The sequence below is a fragment of the Yersinia massiliensis genome (assembly GCF_003048255.1).
Classification (GTDB): domain Bacteria; phylum Pseudomonadota; class Gammaproteobacteria; order Enterobacterales; family Enterobacteriaceae; genus Yersinia; species Yersinia massiliensis_A.
In genome coordinates, this window is record NZ_CP028487.1 from 651566 (window position 1) to 676779 (window position 25214).

The window sequence follows — 25214 nt, forward strand, 5'->3', positions numbered from 1 at the left end:
TAATTACATCATTTTATTGACTTCATCTGCTGTGGGTGGATTTGCGCCTTTATTACAACAATTTAGCGCAGCAGCGATGCTGCCAGTCTTTAGTGCTTGAGACAGCATATTGTCATTCAGTTTTGCCCATGTTTTACCGTCAATCCCATCAACTAAAACCGATAACAATCCTGCGGTGAAGGTATCTCCAGCACCAATGGTGTCAGCCACTTCAACAGAGGTAACTGGCTGATATATTTTTGATTCTTTCGTGTATACCCATGCCCCATCACTGCCGCCCGTTATCGCCACCATCAAAACACCTTGGGCAAACATCCGGCTCAAAAAATGTTCGACACCTTCATCAGGTGCAAGCCATTGCAGGTCAGATAAGCTGAGGCGCAGTAATTGTATTTTGCCTATAATGCGATTAAATCGATCCAGATAAGCTTGGCGATCAGGAATTAAACTGGGGCGAATATTCGGGTCAAAAGAAATAAACCCATTGAGTTGAGTTAAATAGTTTTCCCATGTTGTTCCGCAAGGTTCTTGCATGAAAGAAATAGACCCGAAGTGATGTAATTTTGCATCAATCGGGGCTGGCAAATCTTCCGGTTGAATAATGACATCAGCCGCTTGACGAGAATAAAATGCATATTCAGGTTCAGTATCGGGATGAGTTAAGACAAAAGCCAACGTTGTGGGGGCGGGGCTGCGACTTATTGCCTTTGTTCCTACATGATTTAACTCAAGATGCTGTAATAACAGATTGCCGAACATATCGGTGCTCAATTGTGTGCAGTAATCAACTCGTGAGCCTAAACGGCCAAGCGCAATTGCCACGTTATACGGCGAGCCACCGGGATGAGGGGTAAAAGCCTGACCGTCATGAGTAAAGTCGATCAAACTTTCGCCATAGCAAATAATCCGGTTCATTTTCACTCCTGACATTCAGGTTGGCTAATAGGATAAGGGCCAAGATCGACGACTTCGATGTCGGGGCCTGAATCTTTACCTGATAGCAGCATGTAGGTGGCCGGTTTTTCCAGCGCAAAAGGCGCGAAATGCCATGTATCACGGTAAAGAATCAAGCCAAATGATCCATCCATATGCACTGCCACCAGTTTTTGCGGATCAAGTTCTCCCGGCGCGCCGAGTACCATCACACTCTTTCCCTTTAAGGGGATAAAAGCTTCTTCCATCAAGCGATGTCGCTCTATTTGCTCCATCAATAATGGGCGTGGATAACAAATAAGATAACTGGCGACGGGATGCTCATTGAAGTCATTGGCATCGCAGATATTGTGATAGCAATCAATATCTCCTCTTGCGAGGGTCGGTGGTGTCGTTGGTTGACCGACTAACCGCGCAAATGGTGCAAGGTTCTCTGCGGTTGGTTCGATCAGTGGGATGGTATGTAAGGTCATCGTCATATTTATCCTCTAATAATTTCCTGGTGTTGGCTTAAAAAAATCAAAAAAGTCAGCTTTAGTCTGCACGAGTGGTAGATGCGCGAACGATTAATTGCGGATCAAAGCGTTCTGAAAGCGCAGGGCCGCTGATATTGCCCCGCAGACGCTCTATTAATAGCTCCGCAGCATGTTTCCCCATTTCATAGACTGGTTGGCGTATGGTTGTTAGTGGGCAGGGGAAGAAACTCGCCCAATCGGGATCGTCGAAAGCCACGACAGAAACTTCGTCGGGCATTTTGATATTGCGCTGATAAATGGCATGTACGACGCCAGCGGCAATATCGTTATTGGCAGCAATAATGGCTGTTGGGCGCTGTGCGATGGGTTTGGACATGAGTAGATGTGTTTGCTCACAAGCATCGGCAAACAATGATGTGGTTGCGGGAATCTCAATCACATCTCTGGTGGCTTGTTCAGGGCAAGCCTGACGAAAACCAGCCAGACGTTCAGCAAAAGTAATGGTCTGTGTACTGCCGCCGATATACGCGATACGCGAGTGTTTAAGCGCCAGCAAATGTTGTGCGGCCATTTCCACGCCAAGCATATTATTGAGCAACACTGTGTCGCTGCCGATATGGCCGGAAGTACGGTCTATTTCGACCACTGGAATATTGGTAAAACGCTGCAAGTTGTCGCGTGTGTTATGTGTTGGGGTGATGATCAGCCCTTGCAGCATATGGCTACGTAGCTGTGTCATCAGTTGTTCTTCACGCAGCGAATCTTCATCGGTACTACCGACAATCAGGGTATAGCCTGCTTTATAGGCGGCATCTTCCACTGCTTTCACAATGGTGCCGTGAAAGGTATTAAGAATATCGGACACGACTAGGCCAATAATTTGCGATCCACCTTGGCGAAGATTCCGCGCAAAGATATTGGCTTCATACCCCAGTTCGTCAATGGCTTTCATCACCCGTTCACGGGTCGCCGCCGCGACTTTCTCGGGCCGAGTTAAGGTGCGCGATACAGTTGAGGCAGAAAGACCGGTTTTCTTTGCGATATCAATGATATTGGCCATACATCACCTTGATGACAACGTTTGCATAAATGTTTAAAAAAATAAATTCATACAAAACAAATTAATAAGAATAAAAAGCGAGGTTGTCACTGAAATAAATGACAACGTTTGCATTAAATTATGTTGAAATAATAATTCAGGCGACCAAATAATAATCATAGGTTGATCACATTCTGTGCAATGAGTGTGGGGGATTGCCTGCGTTGCAGGTGTTCTCGGTTGGGGGCTGGATCGGATCTGGTTTCGGTTGATAGGCGTTCGGTGGTCACTTTAACCTCGTAGCCTCAACCGAGCAGGAGGGCAGGCCGGCCCTCCTGCACCAGCGGCTTGCGCGAAATATTGCCCTGCGGGTAAACCTCCTACGTCTTTCGGCTCACGAGCCAGCGCGATGGGCATCCTTGCCCAAACGCGCTTTTCGCGGCCGTCCATGGCCGCTCACTCTACCCTTCATCCTCGTCGGCAATTTTTCTGATTGCGCTTAAGGTCAAAAGACCCAAGACCCAAGACCTAAGACCTAAAATCATGGTGTTGACCTTGAAGTTTAAAAGCACATTTGAGCTGCCGAATGAAGAGAGAAGGCAAGGAAAACGGGCAGGACGCCCGTTTTAGGCGCCATGAGCAGGGATGCGAATAAAGCCGTCCGTCAGCCGAAACGATGAGTGAGGGAATCCACGCAGTGGACAAGCGATACGTGCGAAGCGCGGGTTTCCAAAGGGGCCACGCTCATGGCCCCTTTGGCGGTTGAGGCATCAGAGGCAAGGTGATAGCTGAACTCATGTCAACCGAACCGATCACCAAACAAAACAACCGGAGCCACCCGCGAAGCAGGCAAGCGATACGTGCGAAGCGCGGGTTTCCAAAGGGGCCACGCTCATGGCCCCTTTGGCGGTTGAGGCATCAGAGGCAAGGTGATAGCTGAACTCATGTCAACCGAACCGATCACCAAATCCCTCACCAAACCGATTACCAAACCAATCCCTCCCTCATCCCCCAAAAGCCCCCTCAATCCTCGCTAACAAATTACTCGCACTATAATAATCCAACCGGAAAGTATCGTATCCCACGGCATAAACGCGGTTATGCTCAACTGCTGGCGTGTGCGCTAAAAACGGATTCCGCTTCAATGCATCAACAGCGGGTTGGCCACCCGAGAATAATAAAATTGTCTCACCGTTCAGCCCCTCAGCCAGCTTCTCACCGCCTAACTGGACGATATCCTTACGATGCCCCATGCTCGTATTGCCCTTTACTGCCGCAGGAATGTCGGCCAGCGTGAAACCCAATTGCTGCAACAATTTCCCCTGAGCGGAGTTCTCCGTCCATAAATTGGCTGTGCTGGCCGCGGCTTGATAGACAAAAGCGGAAGTTGGTTGTGGTGGTAGGGTAATATTCTGCTTCACTTCATCCAGCCGATGAGCAAATTGATCAACCACTTGCTGTGCATCAGACTCATGACCCGTCGCGTGACCCAATAAAATCGCTAACTCTTGCCAACTCTTATCATCGTAATTAATCACCAACGTCGGCGCGATAGCGGATAACTGTTCATACAGTTTTAGCGCTGAATCTCCCCCTGTCGCGGAAATAATAATTAAGTCTGGATTCATACCGGCGACGGCTTCGGCATTGGGCTCTGTTTGATACATCGGCACCAGTTGTTTGGCCTTAGCAATCTCTGACCACTGGGTAAAGAACCCCTGATTATCCGCGACGGTCGTATTGGGAACCGTGGCCCCACTGGCGATAATCGGCGCATTGATCGCCAATAAAGTGCCTGTGATGGTGATGCTGGTGGACACGATTCGCTTGGGTTGCTGTGTCAGCGTAACTGGGCCTTTTGCCGTCTCGACCGTACGTGACCATGCCGGAGTGTCTTCTTTTGCCGCGGATGTCTCGGTTTCTTGCGCCGGTTTACAGCCGGATAACCCGACAGCGAGGCACAAGCCACCCAATAAAAGGAGCACAAAGCGTGATGTTGTCGATGAAATGGGGGGCGCGTTTCGGAACATGGCGGCGGTTTCTCTCTCTTTATTTAACAATGCTGAGCCGTAATTTATCACGCCATAAAATGAATAGTAGTCATTATTATTTCGATTATTCTTTGTGAGGGGAAGAACAAAGTGCTGACGAGTTAAGGACAATGGCATCAGCATGGGGTGGCTGACCTCCTTTACAGATGATGAGTTACCAAGCTCACCCTAATCAGCATTTGAATGAATAAAATGGCTATTTCTTCTTCATCGTTTCTTGACTTAAAAAGCAGTATAAAAAGCGGAACTAAAAAATAGATAAATTCTGCTGCATATCGGACCTGACCGTTTTCATTCGAATTTTTGTTAATTTTTTATTTATTTCTTCCAATCTCATTTAATGGCCTATTTAATTCTGCTGTTGTAATAAGGTTAATAACGTCACTGTAAGTAAATTAATTATTTGGCTTATAATCCTAATGGTAAATAGGGCAATGAATGCTGTATTTATATTCAAAATAAATACATAACCTATAAGACACTCAATGATTTATTTCATGATTTCCGATCAAAATTAGCGATCGTTATTTACATTTTAATAGGTAAAATCAATCAGTTGGTTATTATTGATCGGCTTAGTTGATCTTTTGCATTGATTTTATGCTATTTTGGCTCTTAATCCTGATAATAAGCTTTTTGCTCTGCCTGATTTATCAGCGATAAACACCTTGAAATCTCAAGGAAATAAACTAAAAAAATAAAGCACAAGGGTGTTCCCGTGAATTTTCTAAGACATATCACCATCAGGGTAGCGTTATTATCTATTCTTGTTATATTTTTGTTACTTTGGGGGGGTGTTTCAACATTTACTTTATTCTCGCTTAACCAATTGACGCACTCTTTACAGCTAAGCTCAATACAACAGAAAAACATTAATATTATTAATCGGGGTAACGACCAATATTTTCGTATAGTCACACGTTTAAGTCGTGCCGCCGCTTATCGTCAAAATGGATCTATTGCCGATGCCGATCGCGAATTGGCTTCGGCAGGTGTTGCACTGAAAAACACGCAAGATGCGTTGGCTAAATTCAGGCTACAACCCCATGAATCGATGGATGCGTCACTGACGGATAAAACTCTGCAAAGCTGGACAACGCTACTCAGTAGTGGGATAGAGCCGATGTTCAAGGCGGTTGCGGAAAACCGTTTTGATGAATATAACAATTTGTTTAATAAGACTTACCCGCCACTCAGCCGTGAATTTGGTGCCGCAGTAGAGAAGTACAATGCGACTGTCGATGAGGCAACAGAATCTGCAACTCTAAGGATAGAGGAATTGGTGACTTGGTGTGTACGGGCGTTGGTGGCTGCATTAATTGCTGGTGTCATTATTCTCGTCTTAACCGATCGCTACATCGTCAGTTATTTAATCCGCCCACTCGATAGCATTAAGCGGCACTTTCAGCGGATGGCTGACGGGCAACTCGGGCAACCAATGGCTGAGTTTGGTCGCAACTGCATTGGGCAGTTGATCCCTTATTTGCGTGAAATGCAAAGTAGCCTGGTGAGCACGGTATCGACGATACGCAACAGTACTGATGCGATTTATACCGGTGCCGGTGAGATAGCCGCAGGCAATGCGGACCTTTCTTCACGTACAGAGCAGCAAGCGGCCGCATTGGAAGAAACCGCTGCTAGCATGGAGCAGTTGAATGCGACAGTGAAGCAGAATGCTGAGAATGCGCATCAGGCCAGTAAGTTGGCCGATAATGCCTCTGTTACAGCGCAAAATGGTGGGCGCATTGTCAATGATGTGGTCGCGACGATGAGCAGTATTACTGACAGCTCCCGTCGTATTGCCGACATTATCGGTGTGATTAACAGTATCGCCTTCCAAACGAATATTTTGGCGTTGAATGCTGCCGTTGAAGCGGCTCGCGCCGGTGAGCAAGGCCGTGGTTTTGCTGTTGTCGCCAGTGAAGTGCGCAATTTGGCACAACGCAGTGCGCAGGCTGCCAAAGAAATTGAAGGGTTGATTAGCGAATCTGTTTCCCGCGTGAATATTGGCTCGAAGCAGGTTTCTGAAGCGGGCGAAACGATGAACTCTATCGTTCAGGCAGTGACCAATGTGACCGATATTATGGGCGAAATCGCGTCTGCTTCTGATGAGCAAAGTCGTGGTATCAGCCAAATTGGCCAGGCTGTGGCCGAAATGGATGGCGTTACGCAGCAAAATGCTTCCTTGGTGCAAGAGTCAGCTGCGGCAGCGGCCTCGTTGGAAGAACAAGCGCGCCAACTGACCGATGCGGTTTCGGCGTTTAAGTTATCGGATAATATATAAGCGAAATAACCTTGCTTTAAATAAGTGTTTTTTCAGCAAGTAAAATAGCAGATATCATCATTCGCAGATTGATAAACCACTCGTTTTGACTAGTGATTAGCACAAACGGGTGGTTTTTATTTTTTAGCTAAGGCTATGTTAAGAGTAGATAGATATAATACTCTTAGAGAGTAATGTGTTTAGAGTAATAGAAACAGCTATCCATCATTAGGTAATAGAATGAATATTCTCCATCTTCGCGGTGCTTTTTTCCTTTTGATGATGATTTTCTCATCTTCTTCTTTCGCCATTAATTGTCAGCGTGCAGTGACACCAGTTGAATACACGGTATGCAGCAATGAAAATTTACATTGGCTAGATCAGACATTTAGCGAGATCTATCAGGCAATGCTTATCAATTATGATACTGAGACTGTTTACCAGCAGCGCCGTATTTGGGAAAAAGCACTGAACAGTTGCACCAGTGATACCTGCATTCAACGTGCCTATTTTCAAGGTATCGCATCTATGTCTGATATTGATAAAAATATGCAATGGGAGGGTCAGTGGTGGAATGTCACCAAAGGGAATGACCGAGGTGGCATTATCGAAATTAACCGAGTGACGGAATGGGGTTTCAACATTGATAGCCGTGCTTGGTCAGGTGCAAATTCTGGCTCTTTTAGAGCGAATGCACGTAAAGTTGAGGGGTTGGCCGTTGTTGATGTCATTGATAAAACAGCTAATTGTCACTTATTACTGATCCCAATAAAAGATGGCTCTATTCAGGTACACAGTAATGGTAGTTGGGGATGTCGTATTTCGATGCCTAAAGATGTGTTTATTGATGGGCAATATATAAAGGCAGACAGTGATCCTCGAGAGGAGCCAACCTTGCTGTCTATCGGTATTTTTACCAATGCCAAGGATGACAAGAACTTTCGTGATTTAGTCGGCGATCACTACGCTCAATTTGTCGCTTCAGCTAATGTTTATATTTATACCGATGATTTGGATAACCGAGGTGCAAAAGTTTTAACGACTTGGGTACGTGGTGCGGCTAACAAGCGAGCTTCAATTATCATGTATAACCCAAGTGGTCAAATGTGGGCGGCTTTTGTGGCACCGGAGAAAAATGGCGATTTACAAGTCTATTATTTTACCAACGTAGCTGACGATAAAAGCAAAAGGCCAAAAACGATTACTGAATGGCAGCAAACGTTTATAGATGAATAAAATTTCCAAATATAGAAGAGGGGTAAAGCCCTCTTTATTTTTTGCCCAGCATGATCCCACCTTGCCCAACGATCAGTGGTTGACCATCAACGACCATGGGTGTCATAAAGACGGTGTTATGGGTGAGGTAATCCAATACACCTTCAACCATTTTGCCAGATGTCGGGTTATGGAAAAATATAGGGTTATAGTCAAAAATAAGCTGCTCATTTTTGGTCCCTTCTTTAGTAAATTTACCCTTAAAAATAAATCGATTATCATTTGGGCTCGTAATTGTGCTGATATAACCACTTTCGATGGCCGTAATTCGGGCATCGTACACTTCTTTCTGCTGAGAAAGTAAATCATAGAAACCAATCTGTAACCGTACCTGGTATGGCTTTTGATTTTCTTCAGCTTGCGACACAGTTAAGGTCACCAGTGATAGACCGAGTATTAATATGCTATTTCTTACAGTTAGCCATTTCATTTATCTTTCTCTCCATCTCACTGTTAAGCAAATTATTCAGCAACTGATCATTCTGTCGCCAATGGTAGATCGTCATATTGAGCTGATTTTGGGTACATGGATTTTCAACCATAAATGTAAAATCTAAGCGGCGTAGAGAGATGATGTAATATATGTTAATACGGATATCACTGGCGCTAATCTGCTTATTAATTGCATAAAGTGTATCTTGTATTCGATGACTAAGATTATCATCATATTGATGTGATAAATTAGCATCGACTATTTGAAATATCTTGATATTACTGTATATCGCTTGCTCTTGTTGGATGGCTTTATACTTCGGCCCACCTTGATTCTTATATAAAAAATGACTAAGGCTAGCAATTATTACCGCGACAAATAAGAATCCAATCAGTAGATTTTTCCACCCGAATATATTCCGTTTTTTTACTGGGGCGAGTGTATTGGGTATTACTGCCGGTAACGTGCTGTCTGCTTGAGCCGAGTCTGTCGCTGTTGGCTCAGATTCAATGCTTAACTCTACAGGCTCATCAATGGAGGACACCATTGGCCCCAGCGAAATGCTGCTTGTCACTGATGTTGAATCGGTAATGGGTTCAGCCGTTTCTGGAATGTCCTGTGTTGCGATATCTTCAATGACCTCGCAAAACGCAGGGTCTAATAAATAACCCATTTTAGGTATTGTTTGTATGATGCGCTGCTGTTTATTTTCATCACCCAGTGCTACCCGCAAAGTATGAATTGCATTGGGTAGGCTATTGTTGCCAATGAAACGGCGTTTCCATACTAGATTCGTTAATTCATCACGAGATAAAATCTCACCGATATGCGCGAGCAAAACGGTAAGTAATTTTAATTGATACTCACCCAGTCGTTTTTGTTCCTGCGTCTCTCGGTGAGTAATAAAACCGGAAGTTAGGTCGATAGACCAGTTGTTCACTATATAAGTGCGGTTTTTCATATTGAATTTTTGAGGGACCCATTAAAAAATGATCACGAATAACCCATGATTACCTGAAATTACAGCAGACCATCTTTAAGAGGTATTGTGAGTCTTTCAGTTGAAAACGTTAATCAGCGAGAGTATTGCCTAGAGTCTAGAAATGTAACAAATCAAACCATGAAACTTGGATGACTTAGTTAGTACTATTATTAACTAAAGTGTAGCCTATAATCAATGAAATTAATAAATCCATTTATATTCTGATGGTTAGACTATATTCAACCTATTTTGACCACATGGTATTAATGGGAATTATCATCAATTTTATGGGCAGAAATGATACCCTACCGTTAATAAATGAATAAGTAATCGTCATTATTAAATAATAACTTAAATTATTGATTTTCTGCGTTGTTAATACTGCGCTTAATGATGGTGAGCGCAATAAATCAGTGAATCGTTAAATTCTGGTGCTAGGCGGTTTGTTTATGAGTGATACTCGAAAGGTTAACGATTAGCCCGTTAACCTTATCAAATAGTCGACATGAATGACGATAAAACACTATCGCGGCGTGATGGTAACAGTATTGCCATGTGTGGCAATCGTGACACGCTGTCCAGCATGGAACTGTGTGACACCTTGCGCTTGAACCACCAAGAAGGTGGTGCCATTATCACGGCGAACTTCCAGTTCAACCCCATTACTGCGATTCATCATACTTTGAACTTGTTGGCCAACAACGCCACCGGCGACCGCACCTGCAGCGGTACCAAGTCGACGCCCAGTGCCCCCACCGATCGTATTCCCTAAGAAGCCACCCACAACAGCCCCGCCAACCGCCCCCGCAATGTTATTCCCATCACCACCTTGAATGGTGACCGGACGCACAGAAACCAAAGTACCGTAAGTCACCGTCTGAGCTTGCCCAGCTTGAGAGCTGCTAAAGGTATCGCCCGAAAGTGTATTATTATTGGCGCAGCCACTGAGTGTGGCGACGGCTATAGCAGCAATGATGGTTAGTTTTATCATAGCGGACCCTTCCTACTTGAAGTTGCAGCGGTGTTAGCTGCCCTCGTTCACCCGAATCACTTACTGGAATAAGCTCATCGGGACTCGCTCGTTTGCTGCCTACCTGCAACGTCAATTAGTCGGGTCATCCCCTTCCTACTTGAAGTTGCAGCGGTGTTAGCTGCTCTCTTTACTCGACCCATAACCGATTGAATATTGACCGGTAAACAAATCATAGCATGACTCATTCGCCGATTAATTGATTAATATACGAAATATAAACAAGATACAATCATTGAAGATATTAATGTGTTTGATTAATTGCTGTACGTCACAGCGATCTAGCCCTGTTTTCTCTGCGGTGACCCCTGCCAACATCCGTGAAAAGTGATAAAACAGCATCCGTTACGTCTCCCAATAAAAGGGGGGTACCTGCCTTGGGATAGTGACTTCGCTCGCCAGATGCTTATTCTCAGTGTCAAGACGGTATTGAGATGCGTTAACACGCACTGAATATAAAATGCATAATGAAGGGTAGCAATGTGTCGGCATCTGTAATAGAGAGAGTCTCTAAAAATGGCCTGAATGGATGGAATTAAAAGCAGGATTGAGGGGGATCACGTCAATCGAAAAGAAAATTATTTCTAGTTATGAGTAGTTTATCCAAACGGGCGAGTATGATATTGCCCTAGTGCATCAGAGGCAGATAACAAAAAGGAGATGCTCAGCAACCATTGTGAATTAACGTTATCACAAGTGACGTAGGCAATATTATATGCCTATAACTATAAAGAGTTATTATTTCGGGCTTATCATCTACTTTTACTTCCCCAGATTTATGTAACTTATCATTGCAGTTAAATAACTAAAGTAAGTAACCTAGCGTTAAGGTCATAAAGAAAAATGACTTTTTGATAAATGATATTAAATTCCATTTGCAACCTCGACTATATCGGCTGACAGATTTTTTATTTTCTGGCAAACAAAATATTTTGCTGAAACGGTTTTAGTTCACAGATATTTCCCCCGTGCGGATTCAATCAATTATCCATTGATAAAGATCAAGTTAATTAAATTCCTAAGGTTACAAACTATTAACACTAAACCATGCATTATATAAGGGTATACCCGTCATCTTTCGAGTTACAGGTGAGTTGGTCGCAATCAATCTCTCTGAGTGCTTACATTTCTAGGCTCGTTGGGATTCTTTTGCTTTCAGCATTCCTCAATCTCGAAATCTATTGGGTATATAAACAATAGAATAATAATGACAGGGGAATAAACATGCTTTCCCAGCATGGCGTTAATCGTCGTGATTTTATGAAGCTTTGTGCAGCACTGGCTGCCACCATGGGTCTCAGCAGCAAGGCTGCCGCTGAAATTGCTGATACAGTCGGTTCACCGCAACGACCACCGGTTATCTGGATCGGGGCGCAGGAATGTACTGGCTGTACGGAATCACTGTTACGTTCTACTCACCCGACCATTGAAAATCTTCTGCTTAGCGTGATTTCAATGGAGTATCACGAAGTGCTGTCGGCCGCCTTTGGTGATCAAGCGGAAGAGAATAAGCACCGAGCCATTGAGCAGTACAAGGGAAAATATGTACTGGTTGTGGATGGTTCTATTCCGCTCAAAGACGGCGGCATTTATTGCATGGTGGCGGGCAAACCTATTGTCGAGCATATCCGTGAAGCGGCGGAACATGCAGCCGCCATTATTGCCATTGGTTCTTGTTCGGCTTGGGGCGGTGTGCCCGCTACAGGCGGAAATCCCACTGGTGCGGTGAGCTTGCAAGAGGTCTTGCCGGGCAAGACGGTCATTAATATTCCCGGTTGCCCACCCAATCCCCATAACTTCTTGGCGACGGTCGCCCATATCATCACCTTCCAACGGCCACCTGCGCTTGATGCCAAGAACCGCCCAACCTTTGCTTATGGCCGCTTGATTCACGAAAACTGCGAGCGCCGCCCTCACTTTGATGCTGGCCGTTTTGCGCGCCAATTTGGAGATGAAGGTCACCGGCAGGGCTATTGCCTGTATCACTTAGGCTGCAAAGGGCCAGAGACTTACGGCAACTGTCCGACACTGGAGTTCTGCGATATTGGCGGCGGTATCTGGCCAGTCGGTATCGGGCACCCTTGTTACGGCTGCAACGAAGAGGGCATTGGCTTCACTAAAGGTATCGCCCAACTGTCGAGCGTTGAAAACCCCACTCCACGCGCAGAAAAACCTCTGATTAACACCCCAGAAGGGGGCGAAGTGTCCACCACGGCGACAGCACTGCTTGGCGGTGTAGTGGGGTTGGTGGCCGGAGTGAGCTTGATGACGGTTCGCGAACTGGGGCGGCAACAGAAACAGCGCCGCAAAGATGACGATCACGCATCGCGGGAGGAATAGCCGTGAACCGACGTCACTTCTTCAAATTAGCCTCTGGTGGTGTGCTGCTGGCGGGGCTTTCGCCCAGTACGCAAGCGGAGGTACAAAACCGGCCGCCGATCCCCGGTGCGCTGGGCATGTTATATGACTCCACATTATGTGTTGGGTGTCAGGCATGTGTGAGTAAATGCCAGCAGGTGAACCACAGCGAAATCTACGCGGCGGGTGAGGCCTTATGGTCAAACAACGACAAACTCAGCCCCTTCACCAACAATATTATTCAGGTGTGGACCAGCGGCACAGGGGTCAATAAAGATCAGCTAGAAGATGGTTACGCCTATATCAAAAAACAGTGCATGCACTGCGTTGATCCCAACTGTGTTTCCGTCTGTCCGGTCAGTGCGCTGCGCAAAGATGCTAAGACCGGCATCGTCCACTATGACCCGAATGTCTGCACCGGCTGTCGTTATTGTATGGTCGGCTGCCCGTTCAATGTGCCGAAATATGATTACGACAACCCCTTTGGTCAGATTCACAAATGTGAGTTATGCAATCAGAAAGGCGTCGAACGGCTGGACAAAGGTGGCCTGCCGGGTTGTGTCGAAGTCTGCCCAACCGGTGCGGTGATCTACGGGACTCGCGAGGAATTGCTGTCTGAGGCACAACATCGATTGACCCTGAAACCGGGGGAAAATTACCTCTTCCCGCGTCAAACACTCAGTGCCAACGATCCCTACGAGCATCCCGTACCCCATTACGATCAGCATGTTTATGGTGAGAAAGAAGGCGGCGGCACGCAAGTCTTGGTACTGGCGGGGATCCCAGCCGAAAAACTCGATTTGCCACCGCTGGCAGATTTGGCAACCGGCGCTCGCTCCGAGCATGTCCAGCACACCTTGTACAAAGGCATGATCCTACCGCTGGCGGTACTGGCGGGGGTCACCGCACTGGTGCATCGCAATACCCGCGATGAGCGCAAAGGCGACGATCATCAGGACGAGCCGGACACGCAAAGTAAGCCAGAGGCGCAGAATAAAAAGGAAGGTCGCGATGACGATGCATAAATCCAGCCCACTGGGTGGGCGGCTAGTCAGTTGGCCGGTGATGCTGTTAGCGCCTTTCGTGGTGCTTTGCGCGCTGCTGATCGTCAAACGTCTGGTGCTTGGGCTAGGGTCAGTCAGTGATTTGAATGGCGGTTTCCCGTGGGGCATCTGGATCGCTTTCGACTTACTGGTCGGCACCGGTTTGGCGTGTGGCGGCTGGGCACTGGCGTGGGCGGTTTACGTGTTTAATCGCGGCGAATATCACCCGTTGGTCCGGCCTGCGCTGCTTGCCAGCTTGTTTGGTTACGCGCTCGGTGGTTTATCCATCACCATTGACGTCGGCCGTTACTGGAATCTGCCGTACTTCTTTATCCCCGGTTATTTCAACGTTAACTCGGTGCTGTTCGAAACTGCGGTCTGTATGACGATTTACATCGGGGTGATGGCGCTTGAGTTTGCGCCAGCACTGTTCGAGCGCCTCGGTTGGAAAGTGTCGCTCAAGCGGCTGAACAAAGTGATGTTCTTTGTCATTGCGCTCGGGGCGTTGCTACCCACTATGCACCAATCTTCTATGGGGTCATTGATGATTGCTGCGGGGGCCAAGATTCATCCGTTGTGGCAAAGCTACGAAATGTTGCCGCTGTTCTCGCTGTTGACCGCCGCGATTTTGGGCTTCTCGATTGTGATATTCGAAGGCTCATTAGTGCAGGCGGGATTGCGGGGGCGCGGAGCCAATGAAACGCCGTTGTTCACCCGATTAACCACCATTATTGATGTCTTCTTGCTGCTGTTTGTCCTGCTGCGTCTAGGGGAAGTTATCGTTCGGCATAAGACCGATTACTTGTGGCATTTTGACCGCTACGCCATCGCGTTTTGGGCCGAAATCGTGCTGATGACCTTGCCGTTGCTGATTTTCCGCATCCGGCGAGCCAGAGAAGACAGCCGCTTACTCTTCATTGGGGCGCTGTGCATGATTGGCGGCGGCGCGCTGTGGCGGCTCAACTACTCGTTACTGGCATTCAACCCTGGCGGTGGCTACAACTACTTCCCAACGACCAGCGAAATCCTGATTTCAATCGGCTTCGTGGCCATTGAAATCTGCGCCTACATTTTATTGATTCGGCTGTTGCCGGTGCTTCCCGCTCACGGACAGTTACATAAGAATAATCAGACAGAGGTAAAGCATGAGCCAACGCATCACCATTGATCCCGTCACCCGCATTGAAGGGCACCTGCGGATCGACTGCGAAATAGAAGATGGCAAGGTCATCAAAGCTTGGTCCTCTGGCACCATGTGGCGTGGCATGGAAGAGATCTTGCAAGGTAACGATCCGCGCGATGCGTGGATGATTGTGCAGCGCATTTGTGGTGTTTGTACCACCATCCATGCGATTGCCTCGGTCCGTGCAGTGGAAAACGCGCTGGGGATGGAAGTGCCGGTCAACGCGCAGCATATCCGTAACTTGATTCTGGCCGCCCACAGTATTCACGACCATATTGTGCATTTCTATCAACTGTCAGCGCTCGATTGGGTGGATGTCACCTCCGCACTAAAAGCCTCGCCACAAAAGGCCTCCGCGATGTTAAGCGGGCTGTCTAGTTGGCCGCTCAACAGCGCCGAAGAGTTCACCCGTGTGCAGCAGAAAATCAAGGATCTGGTCGCCAGTGGTCAGTTAGGTATTTTTGCTAACGGTTATTGGGGTCACCCTGCGATGGCGTTGCCGCCTGAAGTGAATCTGATCGCCGTGGCGCACTACCTGCAAGCTCTGGAGTGCCAGCGCGATGCGAACCGTATCGTCGCGGTACTGGGGGGCAAAACCCCCCATATCCAGAACCTCGCGGTGGGTGGGGTGGCTAACCCGATCAATCTGGATATGCCAAGTGTGCTCAACCTTGAGCGCCTGATGCTAGTGAAATCCTTTATCGACCGGCTCGGCAGCTTTATCGAGCAAGTTTACAAGGTGGATACGGCGGTTATCGCGGCTCACTATCCGGGTTGGCTCAATCTGGGTAAAGGCGCTGATTATTACCTCAGCGTGCCAGAGCTGCCGATTGACCGCAAAGGTGAAACCTTCCTGTTGCCGGGCGGTTATCTGGACAATGGCACTTTCCGCCCGATCGCCAATCACAATGATCCTTACTTGATCCAAGGTATCGCCGAAAGCGGCAAACATGCGTGGTATCAGGACGACGAACCGCTGGCACCGTGGGAAGGTAAAACCAACCCGAATTACACGGGCTGGCAGGAAGATGGCAAATATTCATGGGTGAAAGCGCCGACCTTCTACGGCAAAACGGTCGAAGTGGGGCCGCTGGCGTGGTTGATGTGCGGTATGGCCGCAGATCATCAGCCGACGAAACGGCACTTTAGCGATATCGGTGCTGCCTACCAAAAACTGAGCGGACAGGGGATTACCGCCGAACAGTTACCCTCAACACTGGGTCGCATTATTGGCCGTGCAGTGCATTGTTGCGTGCTGCATGAAACGCTGGCACAGCAATGGACAGCGTTAGTGACCAATATCGGCACCGGTGATGTGGAAACCTTTATTAAGCCCGATATCCCCTTAACCGGCGAAATACGTGGCGTAGGATTTGAAGAAGCGCCGCGCGGCATGTTGTCGCACTGGGTAGTGATCAAGGACGGCAAAATTGGCAACTATCAAGCGGTGGTGCCATCAACTTGGAACGCGGGGCCACGCAACTATAACGGCGAACCGGGGCCTTACGAACAAGCGCTGGTCGGCACACCAATTGCTGATCCTGCTAAGCCGCTGGAAGTGGTGCGGACCATTCACTCATTCGACCCTTGTATGTCTTGTGCCGTACATATTGTTGATACAACGGGCAACGAAGTGACCAAAGTCAAGGTGCTGTGATGGGGATTTTGGTATTAGGTATAGGTAACTTATTACTGAGCGATGAAGCGGTGGGGGTGCGTCTCGTTGAAGCACTGACACAGCGGTTTGATATTCCAGCGGGCGTCGAGGTGTTGGACGGCGGTACGGCAGGGCTAGAACTGATGGAAGCGATGGCCAATCGCGACCATTTGATTGTGGCCGATGCGGTACTCACCGGCCAGTCACCGGGCAGTGTCGCGGTACTGCGCGATAAAGAGATCCCCGCCATGTTTAGCCGCAAAGTCTCGCCTCATCAATTGGGGCTATGCGATGTGCTGATGGCACTGCAACTGACGGGCGAGTTCCCACGCCAACTGACGCTGGTGGGCGTGGTGCCAGAATCACTGGCACCGGGGATCGGTCTGACAGCGACCGTGACGCAAGCCATGGAACCGGCGCTAGAGCATATTGTGCTAGCACTGCAAGCCAGCGGCGTGACGTTGAAGCCACGGGAGGAGCACCATGTCTGACGCAACTTGTGATAGCTCACAAGGTCTCGGTGTACAAGGGGCTGAAGAAAAAGGTGTTGAGGGGCATCAGCATAATCCAGCGGCATTACTGGAACGTGTTTTTGCTCAGATAGCCGACGATGAAATGTGCGGTTTGCCGTTTTATCGTGACCACATTCCCTTGCGGGCCTGCGGTTTTCAGTTGTTTGAACAGCAATGGGTCGGTGTGATCCTGACGCCGTGGATGATGAGTCTCGTGGTGCTCGCGGGGCCAGATCAACGCTGGCAGCGGCGAGTGATTGGCGAGCGACTGATGCTTTCACTGCCTTGTGGCAGCATTGGTTTTACCGTCAGTGAAGTGGCGGGGTGCGGCCAATATCTGAGCCGCTCGCTGATGTCGCCGCTTGATACGACACTCAGCGCGGAGCGGGCGGTGCAATTAGCCGAGCAAAGTGCGCGTATGGCGCTCTCACTGCCGGTTGTGGATGCCGACGGCCCTGCTAATCCGCGGCGACGAGCGCTGTTTAGCAAAATAGCCACTGAGCCGAAAAATCCGTTAGCTCAATAAAGCATTAGCTCAATAAAAACATTAGCCCAACAAAACATTAGCCCAATAACAGGCCATCGAAAAATAAAGAGTCAGCATGCATGAAATTAGCTTATGCCTCAGCACGCTGGAGCTCATCGAGCAGCAGGCGCAACGTCACGGCGCGAAGCGGATAACGGCCGTTTGGCTGGAGATTGGCGCACTGTCTTGCATCGAAGAGAGTGCTTTGCGGTTCAGTTTTGATGCCGCCAGCCGCCAAACATTGGCCGCTGATTGCCAATTGCATCTTAGCTATTTACCCGCCATGGCGTGGTGTTGGACATGTAGCGCCAGCGTAGAAATTAAACGGCACGACGCCGGGTGCCCGCATTGCGGCAGCCATGCTCTGCAAGTAGAGAGTGGCAACAATTTGCAGGTAAAACAGATAGAAGTGGAATAATCCTGAAGGAGTGAATTCCTATGTGTACGACTTGTGGTTGCGCCAGCGGCGAGAAAAGGATCGAGGGCGACGACAATCATCATCACGACAATCATCATCATGATGATCACCACCACGACCATCATCACGACCATCATCACGACCATGACCATCATCACCATCACCATGACCATCACAGCCACCACCATGACGATGACCATCACCACCACGCTCACGGCGAACATCATGACCATCACGACCATGACAGCCACGCGCTAGCGCCCCATATTCAGCATAAGCATCAGCACAAATATGTCGCCAAAGGTACGCAGCCTGTCATCGTGCATCATCATTACTATTATCATCAAGGCGATGTCCATCATCACTACCACGGCAAAGCACTAGAACAACCACTGAGCCAAGAACCTGAAGATAGCGATGCGCCAACGGCTGAACCTTTTACGCCGCAAGTCCATGATGACCAGCAGGGATTGCACTATGGGCAGGGTGAAGCCGGTAGCCATGCACCGGGCATGGGGCAACGTCGGTTGCTACAAATTGAGCAAGATGTTCTGAGCAAGAATAACCATTTAGCCAGCCATAACCGTGACCATTTTGATGAGCAGCATATTCTGGCGCTGAATCTGGTTTCTAGCCCCGGTTCCGGTAAAACCACGTTGTTGACCACCACTTTGCAGCGGTTAGCGGGGCTAGTACCTTGTGCGGTGATTGAAGGTGATCAGCAAACCACTCACGATGCGGAACGTATTCGCGCCACCGGTGTGCCGGCGATTCAGGTGAATACCGGTAAAGGCTGCCATTTGGATGCTCAGATGGTGCATGATGCCGCCCACCGCTTGGGCCTAAACCATGACAGCCTGCTGTTTATTGAAAACGTCGGCAATCTGGTTTGCCCTGCCAGCTTTGATCTGGGTGAACGCCATAAAGTGGCGGTACTCTCAGTGACCGAAGGTGAAGACAAGCCACTGAAATACCCCCATATGTTTGCCGCATCCACCCTGATGATTATCAATAAAATCGATCTGCTGCCGTATTTGGATTTCGATATCGAGCAATGCATCGCCTATGCCCGTCAGGTCAATCCAGACATTCAGGTGATTGCGCTGTCGGCCAGTAGCGGCGAAGGCATGGATCTGTGGTTGGAATGGTTGGAGGCGCAGCGATGTGCTTAGGCGTACCCGGCAAAATTGTGGCCGTCGGTGACGATATTCACCAGTTGGCTTGGGTCGAAGTGAGTGGCGTAAAACGCGAAATCAATATCGCCTTAGTCTGCGACGAATCACCTGCGGCCTTGTTGGGGCAATGGGTGTTAGTGCATGTGGGGTTCGCCATGAGCTTGCTTGATGAAGAGGAAGCCCAGCAGACACTGGCGGCACTCGAGCACATGGAAGCCGTCGGGCTGGATCTGGACGAGCGGGCAAGCGGGGCTAACGATGCGCTACGTTGATGAGTTCCGTGATCCGGTGCTGGTGAACGCCTTACTGGCGCGCATTGAACACTTGATGCCGCAACTGCCGGATCGACAGGGAATGCCGTTGCAGATCATGGAAGTGTGTGGTGGTCATACTCATGCGATCTTTAAGTTTGGCCTGGATCAACTGCTGCCCGATGGGCTGGAATTTGTCCATGGGCCGGGCTGCCCTGTTTGTGTGCTACCGATGGGGCGAATCGACAGTTGCCTTGAAATCGCCGCTCACCCTGAAGTGATTTTCTGCACCTACGGTGACGCGATGCGTGTCCCAGGGCGCAATGGCTCGATGCTGGATGCCAAACGGCGCGGCGCAGATATTCGCGTGGTGTACTCACCACTGGATGCCTTAACGCTCGCGCAGCAAAACCCTGAGCGAGAAGTGGTGTTTTTCGGCCTTGGCTTTGAAACCACCATGCCTGCCAGCGCCCTCACGCTGCAACAAGCCAAACGGCTCGGGCTGACTAATTTCAGCCTGTTCTGCCAGCACATTACTATTATTCCCACCCTGCGCAGCCTGCTACAGCAACCGGATGTGTGCATCGACGGTTTTCTGGCACCGGGCCATGTCAGCATGGTGATCGGCACCACGCCTTACGCTTTTATTTGCGAGCAATTTGATAAACCGCTGGTGGTGACGGGCTTCGAGCCGCTGGATATCTTGCAAGGGCTGGTGATGCTACTGGAGCAAAAGGTCAGTGGGCGCTGTGAGGTTGAAAACCAGTATCGGCGCATCGTACCCGACAGCGGCAACCTGCTGGCGCAGCAAGCACTGGCCGAGGTATTTACCGCCAAAGCCAGCAGTGAATGGCGCGGATTGGGCGAAATAGCCGATTCCGGTGTGGGACTGAGCCCCGCTTATCACGCTTTCGACGCAGAATTACGCTTCAGGCCGCAACAACAGCGAGTCGCCGATGATCCACGCTCTCGATGCGGTGATGTGCTAACAGGGCGCTGCAAGCCCGACCAATGCCCGTTATTTGGCCGCGACTGTACGCCAGAGAATGCCTTTGGGGCGTTGATGGTGTCCTCGGAAGGGGCGTGCTCTGCTTACTATCAATATCGATAGTTATCAAAATAAATAATCAGGCAATAACAGAATGAATAACAAAGAAATTACGTTAGCCCATGGCAGTGGTGGGCGAGCAATGCAGAGCTTGATTGAATCGCTGTTTCTGACGGCATTCTCTAACCCTGCGCTGAATGAGCGGGAAGATCAGGCGCGCATTGCGCTGGCAGATCTGGCTTCACAAGGGGATCGGCTGGCGATATCGACGGACAGTTATGTTATCGATCCTATCTTCTTCCCCGGCGGTGATATCGGCAAACTGGCGGTCTGTGGCACCGCCAATGACGTGGCGGTCAGTGGTGCGACGCCACGCTATCTCTCGTGCGGCTTTATTCTCGAAGAGGGGCTGCCGATGGAGAGCCTTGAGCGCATTGTACAGTCGATGGCGACGACTGCGCAGCAAGCCGGCATACAAATTGTCACGGGGGATACCAAAGTGGTGCAACGTGGCGCGGCGGATAAGATCTTTATCAACACCACCGGTATCGGCGTGATCCCCGCGGCGATCCAGTGGGGCACCTCGATGATCAGGGCGGGCGATCGGATCGTTGTCAGTGGCACATTAGGCGATCATGGTGCGACCATCCTGAACCTGCGCGAAGGTTTGGGGCTGGAGGCGGAGCTTATCAGTGATTGCGCCTTATTGGCCCCTCTGATTGCCCCTCTGCGCGCGATTGCCGGTGTCAGAGCACTACGTGATGCGACACGCGGCGGCGTCACCGCTATCTTGCACGAATTTGCTGCGGCCAGCGGTTGCGGCATGGAAATCAACGAACCCGATCTCCCGTTAAAACCTGCGGTGCGTGGGATTTGCGAACTGCTGGGGTTAGATGCGCTTAACTTTGCCAACGAAGGTAAGCTGGTGCTGGTGGTTTCCCCCGAGGCGCAAGAGGCGGCATTAGCGGCATTACGTAGCCATCCTTTGGGCCAAGATGCGGCGGTGATCGGGCAGGTCACCGAGCGCCAGCAAGTGCGCTTATGTGGCGCATTCGGCGTATCGCGCCGGTTGGATTTGCCATTAGATGAGCCGTTGCCACGTATCTGCTGATCCCTTGTGTGCCTAATGTTGCACAGGCGGTGGGAGAGTATCGAGGAAAGAGGGGGTTTTGTGGATGAGAACGGTCTTTGCCTACGAATAAAAGGTAAGGTGCAAGGGGTCGGGTTTCGGCCCTACATTTGGCAGCTTGCTCATCGTTTCGCGCTACAAGGTGATGTCAGTAACGACAGCGCAGGGGTGACGGTGCATTTGTGGCAAACCCCCGCAGTGGCTGATTTTTTGCGTGCGCTGGCGCAAGATTGCCCGCCGTTAGCGCACATCGACAGTATCACCTCCACCCCGTATCACTGGGCGCAACCGCCGCAGGATTTTGTGATTCATCACAGTGGCGCGGGGCAGATGGACACCCAGATAGTGCCGGATGCGGCGACCTGTGATGCCTGTCTGCGTGAAATGAACGATCCCACTGACCGCCGCTATCGTTACCCTTTTATTAACTGCACTCACTGTGGCCCACGCTTCACCATTATCCACCGTATGCCCTACGACCGGCCTGATACCGCGATGGGGGAGTTCCCGCTATGCGCCGCGTGTCAGGCGGAATATGACCATCCAGCCGATCGTCGCTTTCATGCTCAACCCAATGCCTGTGCACAGTGCGGCCCACGGTTATGGCTGACGGGGGACGATGGGCAAGCCGTGACACGCGACTTCAATGCGATAGAGCAGGCGGCGCAAGCGCTGCTGGCAGGCGACATTGTGGCTATCAAAGGGTTGGGCGGCTTTCATCTGGCGGTTGATGCCACCAATGCCACGGCGGTGGCCCGACTAAGGCAGCGTAAACAGCGGCCTTCCAAGCCGTTGGCGGTGATGTTACCTAGCACCGATTGGCTGGCGCAATGCGTGCAAAGCCGTGATGAAGCAGGTGTACTCCGCTTGCTACGCAGTCCTGCGGCCCCAATAGTGCTAGTCACGAAACAACCCGATAGCCCGCTCTGTGAGGGCATCGCCCCGAACTTGCCTGAAATTGGCGTTATGCTCCCCGCTAATCCACTGCAACATTTACTGCTGCAACAGGTGGGCCGCCCGTTGGTGATGACCTCGGGTAACGGTAGCGGCAAGCCTCCTGCACTCAGTAATGAGCAAGCCTTGAGCGCGTTGCGTGATATCGCGGATCATTGGCTGTTACATAACCGGCAAATTGTCCAGCGGGCCGATGATTCACTGGTGCGATTCACCCGCCAAGGCGCTGAAATGCTGCGTCGTGCTCGGGGTTACGTGCCGGATGCCTTTACGTTACCGCCGGGATTTGACCAGCAACCTGCCATTCTGGCGCTGGGCGCGGACATGAAAAACACCTTCTGTCTGCTGCGAGGCCAAACGGCAATATTGAGTCAACATTTGGGGGATTTAGCGGATAGCGATATCGCGCAACAGCAGCAACAGCTTTTGGCGCTATTTGGTCAGATTTACCATTTTACGCCGCAGGTAGTGGTGGTAGATGCTCATCCCGCTTATGTCAGTCATCAGGTGGGTACACAGTGGGCGGCGCAGCGAGATATTCCCTGCGTCGCCGTGCTACATCATCATGCGCATTTGGTCGCCTGTCTGGCGGAACACGGTTGGCCACGGGATGGTGGTGCGGTCATTGGATTGGCGCTGGATGGGCTAGGCTACGGCGCAGAGGGGCAACTGTGGGGCGGTGAGTGTTTGCGGGTGGATTATTCAAGCTGCGAATACGTGGGCGGTTTGCCGGCGGTCGCATTGCCCGGTGGAGATCTGGCGTCTCGCCAGCCGTGGCGTAACTTGCTGGCACAGTGGCAACGTTTTGTTCCCCACTGGCAGCAGTTGCCCGAAGCGGCGGCCATCCCCCAGCCGCAAGGGGCGGTATTGGCGCGCGCTATTGAGCGGGGAATTAATGCCCCGTTAGCATCCTCGGCAGGGCGGTTATTTGATGCGGTGGCTGCGGCGCTCAATATTGTGCCCTCGTCGATGAGTTGGGAGGGGGAAGCTGCTTGCTTGCTGGAAGCCTTGGCAAGACAGAGTCAGCAAACCGCACTGCCAGTGACGATGCCACTGCATGAAATTCAGCAGGGGTTAGCGACAGTTTGGCAGTTGGATTTAGCCACGTTTTGGCAACAATGGTTAGCCTATGATGCCTCTCCAGCGGATCGTGCCTACGCCTTCCACGTCGCACTGGCGCAAGGTTTTGCCGCTTTGGCGCGTCAGGCTGCGCAACGATTTGGCATTAATACGATGGCCTTCTCGGGGGGCGTACTGCACAACCAATTACTGCGGGAGTTACTTGGCGCGCAGTTAAGCGATTATCAGTTATTGATGCCGCAACGGTTGCCTGCCGGTGATGGTGGATTAGCCTTGGGGCAGGCATTGATTGCCGCGGCTCGGGAGGTTGTCGAGTCATCATAATGGCCTCAATTGTAATTATTTAGGCAGCTTCTGCTGGGATAACTAATTTAGCGTATTTCCTCACTGGGCAAAGTGCCAGCGGCGGAGAGGACAGGCAGATCGTAAAGACGCCGTGAAATCATCCCTGATGGCTCGAACCGCGCCATCCTTGGCGCGGACGCTTTACTCCTCTGCCTACCCTCTCCGATTCAGATCGAGTCATCGAGGTTGTTGGTAAGCCCACCTTTTTCATCGATCCTGATGGACGACTGCTTTGATTATATATTCAGCAAATACGTTGCCATGGTTTACGCTTAAATTGTGAGCACTCTCATTATTTATTTTCCCAGTCTTTTTCTGAATACCTATTTCTTAGTCACCTAATTAATTGATAGGAAAATACGATGACCATTCTGAAGCGTTATAAAATAGCGGCGCTGTTAGTCATTGGGATATTCATGGCAGGATGCGCCTCTAAAGTTACTACAAGCGCACAATTCTCAGGTTTTCTGGGGGATTACAGCAAATTAAAAGAAACGGAATCAGCAAGTGGCCAGAAGGTGTTGCGCTGGATCTCGCCTGATTTCAATATCAAAGAATATACCGGCGTATATTATACCCCGTTAATTTATTTCCCTGGCCCAACCCCGAGCGCTCGAGTCAGCCAGAAAACCTTAGATCAAATATTGGCGTACGCGAATAAAAGGCTTAAAGAAGCGGTGAGCAAGGAATTACCCTTAGTCCATTCACCGAAGAGACGAAATACCTTAGTGGTTCGTGCAGCGATTACTGCTGTTGCCGCTGAAGATAGAGATTTAGAAGTGTATGAAATGATACCGATAGGTGCGGTGATTGCTGGCACCATGGCGGCTACCGGTAATCGCGCGCAAAACACCGCGCTGTATTTAGAAGTACAAGTGATTGATTCCAATACCGGTAAGCCGGTCATTGTGGTAGTGCGTAAAGCCTATGGCAAAGAGATCAGTAACAGTAACGCGCCGATCACTGCCGATGAAGTGAAAAGTACTATCGATAATTTGGTCTACGACATCATTAATTTCAGGGCGAAAAGCCAATCTACCCCTTGAAAATACC

The 25214-nt window shown here is 49.8% G+C and carries 23 protein-coding genes; 15 read left to right on the top strand and 8 right to left on the bottom strand.

Going from position 1 to position 25214, the window contains the following annotated elements; all coding sequences use genetic code 11:
- Positions 1-3: 3 nt before the first annotated feature.
- From DA391_RS03050 to fepB, 5 genes are all read right to left on the bottom strand, one after another.
- Positions 4-915, bottom strand: coding sequence for a carbohydrate kinase family protein (locus DA391_RS03050; RefSeq protein WP_108087356.1), 912 nt, complete (start codon positions 913-915; stop codon positions 4-6).
- A 2-nt stretch (positions 916-917) separates the two neighbouring features.
- A complete protein-coding gene (locus DA391_RS03055; RefSeq protein WP_019212571.1) occupies positions 918-1412 on the bottom strand; it encodes an ureidoglycolate lyase in 495 nt (164 codons plus the stop codon).
- Between the two features lie 55 nt (positions 1413-1467).
- The gene (locus tag DA391_RS03060; RefSeq protein ID WP_050083820.1) at positions 1468-2469 is read right to left on the bottom strand and encodes a LacI family DNA-binding transcriptional regulator; all 1002 of its coding nucleotides are present in this window, start codon (positions 2467-2469) and stop codon (positions 1468-1470) included.
- A 270-nt stretch (positions 2470-2739) separates the two neighbouring features.
- Positions 2740-2898 (bottom strand): hypothetical protein, encoded by a 159-nt coding sequence (locus tag DA391_RS24130; protein WP_159074552.1) that lies wholly within the window; start codon positions 2896-2898, stop codon positions 2740-2742.
- 554 nt (positions 2899-3452) lie between these two features.
- Positions 3453-4478, bottom strand: coding sequence for a Fe2+-enterobactin ABC transporter substrate-binding protein (fepB, locus tag DA391_RS03065; protein ID WP_057645275.1), 1026 nt, complete (start codon positions 4476-4478; stop codon positions 3453-3455).
- 739 nt (positions 4479-5217) lie between these two features.
- Here fepB and DA391_RS03070 point away from each other — a divergent pair.
- Together DA391_RS03070 and DA391_RS03075 are read left to right on the top strand one after the other, a co-directional pair.
- Positions 5218-6783: a methyl-accepting chemotaxis protein gene (locus DA391_RS03070; RefSeq protein ID WP_050083661.1), complete on the top strand. Its 1566-nt coding sequence runs from the start codon at positions 5218-5220 to the stop codon at positions 6781-6783.
- Between the two features lie 219 nt (positions 6784-7002).
- Positions 7003-7998 carry a lysozyme inhibitor LprI family protein gene (locus DA391_RS03075; protein ID WP_050287002.1) on the top strand — a complete coding sequence of 332 codons (996 nt, stop codon included), beginning with the start codon at positions 7003-7005 and terminating at the stop codon, positions 7996-7998.
- 34 nt (positions 7999-8032) lie between these two features.
- Here the strand turns inward: DA391_RS03075 and DA391_RS24320 are convergent, their stop codons facing one another.
- The 3 genes from DA391_RS24320 to DA391_RS03085 form a co-directional block, all read right to left on the bottom strand.
- Complete coding sequence (locus DA391_RS24320) at positions 8033-8467, bottom strand: hypothetical protein (protein WP_050083663.1); 435 nt, start codon at positions 8465-8467, stop codon at positions 8033-8035.
- The gene (locus tag DA391_RS03080) at positions 8442-9431 is read right to left on the bottom strand and encodes a transcriptional regulator (RefSeq protein ID WP_050287000.1); all 990 of its coding nucleotides are present in this window, start codon (positions 9429-9431) and stop codon (positions 8442-8444) included. The genes DA391_RS24320 and DA391_RS03080 overlap by 26 nt, the downstream gene beginning before the upstream one ends.
- A 544-nt stretch (positions 9432-9975) precedes the next feature.
- Positions 9976-10443: a glycine zipper 2TM domain-containing protein gene (locus tag DA391_RS03085; RefSeq protein ID WP_050286999.1), complete on the bottom strand. Its 468-nt coding sequence runs from the start codon at positions 10441-10443 to the stop codon at positions 9976-9978.
- 1263 nt (positions 10444-11706) lie between these two features.
- Between DA391_RS03085 and hybO the strand changes: the two genes are divergently transcribed.
- From hybO to DA391_RS03150, 13 genes are all read left to right on the top strand, one after another.
- Positions 11707-12822 carry a hydrogenase 2 small subunit gene (hybO, locus tag DA391_RS03090; protein WP_049610771.1) on the top strand — a complete coding sequence of 372 codons (1116 nt, stop codon included), beginning with the start codon at positions 11707-11709 and terminating at the stop codon, positions 12820-12822.
- A gap of 2 nt (positions 12823-12824) precedes the next feature.
- On the top strand, positions 12825-13865 hold the full coding sequence (gene hybA, locus DA391_RS03095; protein ID WP_050083666.1) for a hydrogenase 2 operon protein HybA: 1041 nt from the start codon (positions 12825-12827) through the stop codon (positions 13863-13865).
- On the top strand, positions 13852-15051 hold the full coding sequence (gene hybB, locus DA391_RS03100; RefSeq protein WP_050083667.1) for a Ni/Fe-hydrogenase cytochrome b subunit: 1200 nt from the start codon (positions 13852-13854) through the stop codon (positions 15049-15051). Before hybA ends, hybB begins: the two co-directional genes overlap by 14 nt.
- Positions 15029-16723 (top strand): hydrogenase 2 large subunit, encoded by a 1695-nt coding sequence (gene hybC / locus DA391_RS03105; RefSeq protein ID WP_050083668.1) that lies wholly within the window; start codon positions 15029-15031, stop codon positions 16721-16723. The genes hybB and hybC overlap by 23 nt, the downstream gene beginning before the upstream one ends.
- Positions 16723-17214 (top strand): HyaD/HybD family hydrogenase maturation endopeptidase, encoded by a 492-nt coding sequence (locus tag DA391_RS03110; protein ID WP_050083669.1) that lies wholly within the window; start codon positions 16723-16725, stop codon positions 17212-17214. The genes hybC and DA391_RS03110 overlap by 1 nt, the downstream gene beginning before the upstream one ends.
- Entirely contained in the window at positions 17207-17761 is a 555-nt protein-coding gene (gene hybE / locus DA391_RS03115; RefSeq protein ID WP_080994116.1) for a hydrogenase-2 assembly chaperone, read from the top strand. The genes DA391_RS03110 and hybE overlap by 8 nt, the downstream gene beginning before the upstream one ends.
- A gap of 76 nt (positions 17762-17837) precedes the next feature.
- Entirely contained in the window at positions 17838-18179 is a 342-nt protein-coding gene (gene hypA, locus DA391_RS03120) for a hydrogenase maturation nickel metallochaperone HypA (protein WP_019212586.1), read from the top strand.
- A 20-nt stretch (positions 18180-18199) separates the two neighbouring features.
- Complete coding sequence (gene hypB / locus DA391_RS03125) at positions 18200-19351, top strand: hydrogenase nickel incorporation protein HypB (RefSeq protein WP_108087357.1); 1152 nt, start codon at positions 18200-18202, stop codon at positions 19349-19351.
- Positions 19342-19626 (top strand): hydrogenase maturation factor HybG, encoded by a 285-nt coding sequence (hybG, locus tag DA391_RS03130; protein WP_019212590.1) that lies wholly within the window; start codon positions 19342-19344, stop codon positions 19624-19626. The genes hypB and hybG overlap by 10 nt, the downstream gene beginning before the upstream one ends.
- Positions 19613-20716 (top strand): hydrogenase formation protein HypD, encoded by a 1104-nt coding sequence (hypD, locus tag DA391_RS03135; protein WP_050083671.1) that lies wholly within the window; start codon positions 19613-19615, stop codon positions 20714-20716. The genes hybG and hypD overlap by 14 nt, the downstream gene beginning before the upstream one ends.
- A gap of 31 nt (positions 20717-20747) precedes the next feature.
- The gene (gene hypE, locus DA391_RS03140) at positions 20748-21764 is read left to right on the top strand and encodes a hydrogenase expression/formation protein HypE (RefSeq protein WP_108087358.1); all 1017 of its coding nucleotides are present in this window, start codon (positions 20748-20750) and stop codon (positions 21762-21764) included.
- Between the two features lie 60 nt (positions 21765-21824).
- Complete coding sequence (hypF, locus tag DA391_RS03145) at positions 21825-24140, top strand: carbamoyltransferase HypF (RefSeq protein ID WP_108087359.1); 2316 nt, start codon at positions 21825-21827, stop codon at positions 24138-24140.
- Between the two features lie 383 nt (positions 24141-24523).
- A complete protein-coding gene (locus tag DA391_RS03150) occupies positions 24524-25207 on the top strand; it encodes a DUF3313 domain-containing protein (RefSeq protein ID WP_050083674.1) in 684 nt (227 codons plus the stop codon).
- The last annotated feature ends 7 nt before the right edge of the window (positions 25208-25214 follow it).

Excerpts from the sequence above, each read along its gene's own strand:
- DA391_RS03050 (WP_108087356.1), bottom strand. The coding sequence starts at position 915 with ATGAACCGGATTATTTGCTATGGCGAAAGTTTGATCGACTTTACTCAT.
- DA391_RS03055 (WP_019212571.1), bottom strand. The coding sequence starts at position 1,412 with ATGACGATGACCTTACATACCATCCCACTGATCGAACCAACCGCAGAG.
- DA391_RS03060 (WP_050083820.1), bottom strand. The coding sequence starts at position 2,469 with ATGGCCAATATCATTGATATCGCAAAGAAAACCGGTCTTTCTGCCTCA.
- DA391_RS24130 (WP_159074552.1), bottom strand. The coding sequence starts at position 2,898 with ATGGACGGCCGCGAAAAGCGCGTTTGGGCAAGGATGCCCATCGCGCTG.
- fepB (WP_057645275.1), bottom strand. The coding sequence starts at position 4,478 with ATGTTCCGAAACGCGCCCCCCATTTCATCGACAACATCACGCTTTGTG.
- DA391_RS03075 (WP_050287002.1), top strand. The coding sequence starts at position 7,003 with ATGAATATTCTCCATCTTCGCGGTGCTTTTTTCCTTTTGATGATGATT.
- DA391_RS24320 (WP_050083663.1), bottom strand. The coding sequence starts at position 8,467 with ATGAAATGGCTAACTGTAAGAAATAGCATATTAATACTCGGTCTATCA.
- DA391_RS03080 (WP_050287000.1), bottom strand. The coding sequence starts at position 9,431 with ATGAAAAACCGCACTTATATAGTGAACAACTGGTCTATCGACCTAACT.
- DA391_RS03085 (WP_050286999.1), bottom strand. The coding sequence starts at position 10,443 with ATGATAAAACTAACCATCATTGCTGCTATAGCCGTCGCCACACTCAGT.
- hybO (WP_049610771.1), top strand. The coding sequence starts at position 11,707 with ATGCTTTCCCAGCATGGCGTTAATCGTCGTGATTTTATGAAGCTTTGT.
- hybB (WP_050083667.1), top strand. The coding sequence starts at position 13,852 with ATGACGATGCATAAATCCAGCCCACTGGGTGGGCGGCTAGTCAGTTGG.
- hybC (WP_050083668.1), top strand. The coding sequence starts at position 15,029 with ATGAGCCAACGCATCACCATTGATCCCGTCACCCGCATTGAAGGGCAC.
- DA391_RS03110 (WP_050083669.1), top strand. The coding sequence starts at position 16,723 with ATGGGGATTTTGGTATTAGGTATAGGTAACTTATTACTGAGCGATGAA.
- hybE (WP_080994116.1), top strand. The coding sequence starts at position 17,207 with ATGTCTGACGCAACTTGTGATAGCTCACAAGGTCTCGGTGTACAAGGG.
- hypA (WP_019212586.1), top strand. The coding sequence starts at position 17,838 with ATGCATGAAATTAGCTTATGCCTCAGCACGCTGGAGCTCATCGAGCAG.
- hypB (WP_108087357.1), top strand. The coding sequence starts at position 18,200 with ATGTGTACGACTTGTGGTTGCGCCAGCGGCGAGAAAAGGATCGAGGGC.
- hybG (WP_019212590.1), top strand. The coding sequence starts at position 19,342 with ATGTGCTTAGGCGTACCCGGCAAAATTGTGGCCGTCGGTGACGATATT.
- hypD (WP_050083671.1), top strand. The coding sequence starts at position 19,613 with ATGCGCTACGTTGATGAGTTCCGTGATCCGGTGCTGGTGAACGCCTTA.
- hypE (WP_108087358.1), top strand. The coding sequence starts at position 20,748 with ATGAATAACAAAGAAATTACGTTAGCCCATGGCAGTGGTGGGCGAGCA.
- DA391_RS03150 (WP_050083674.1), top strand. The coding sequence starts at position 24,524 with ATGACCATTCTGAAGCGTTATAAAATAGCGGCGCTGTTAGTCATTGGG.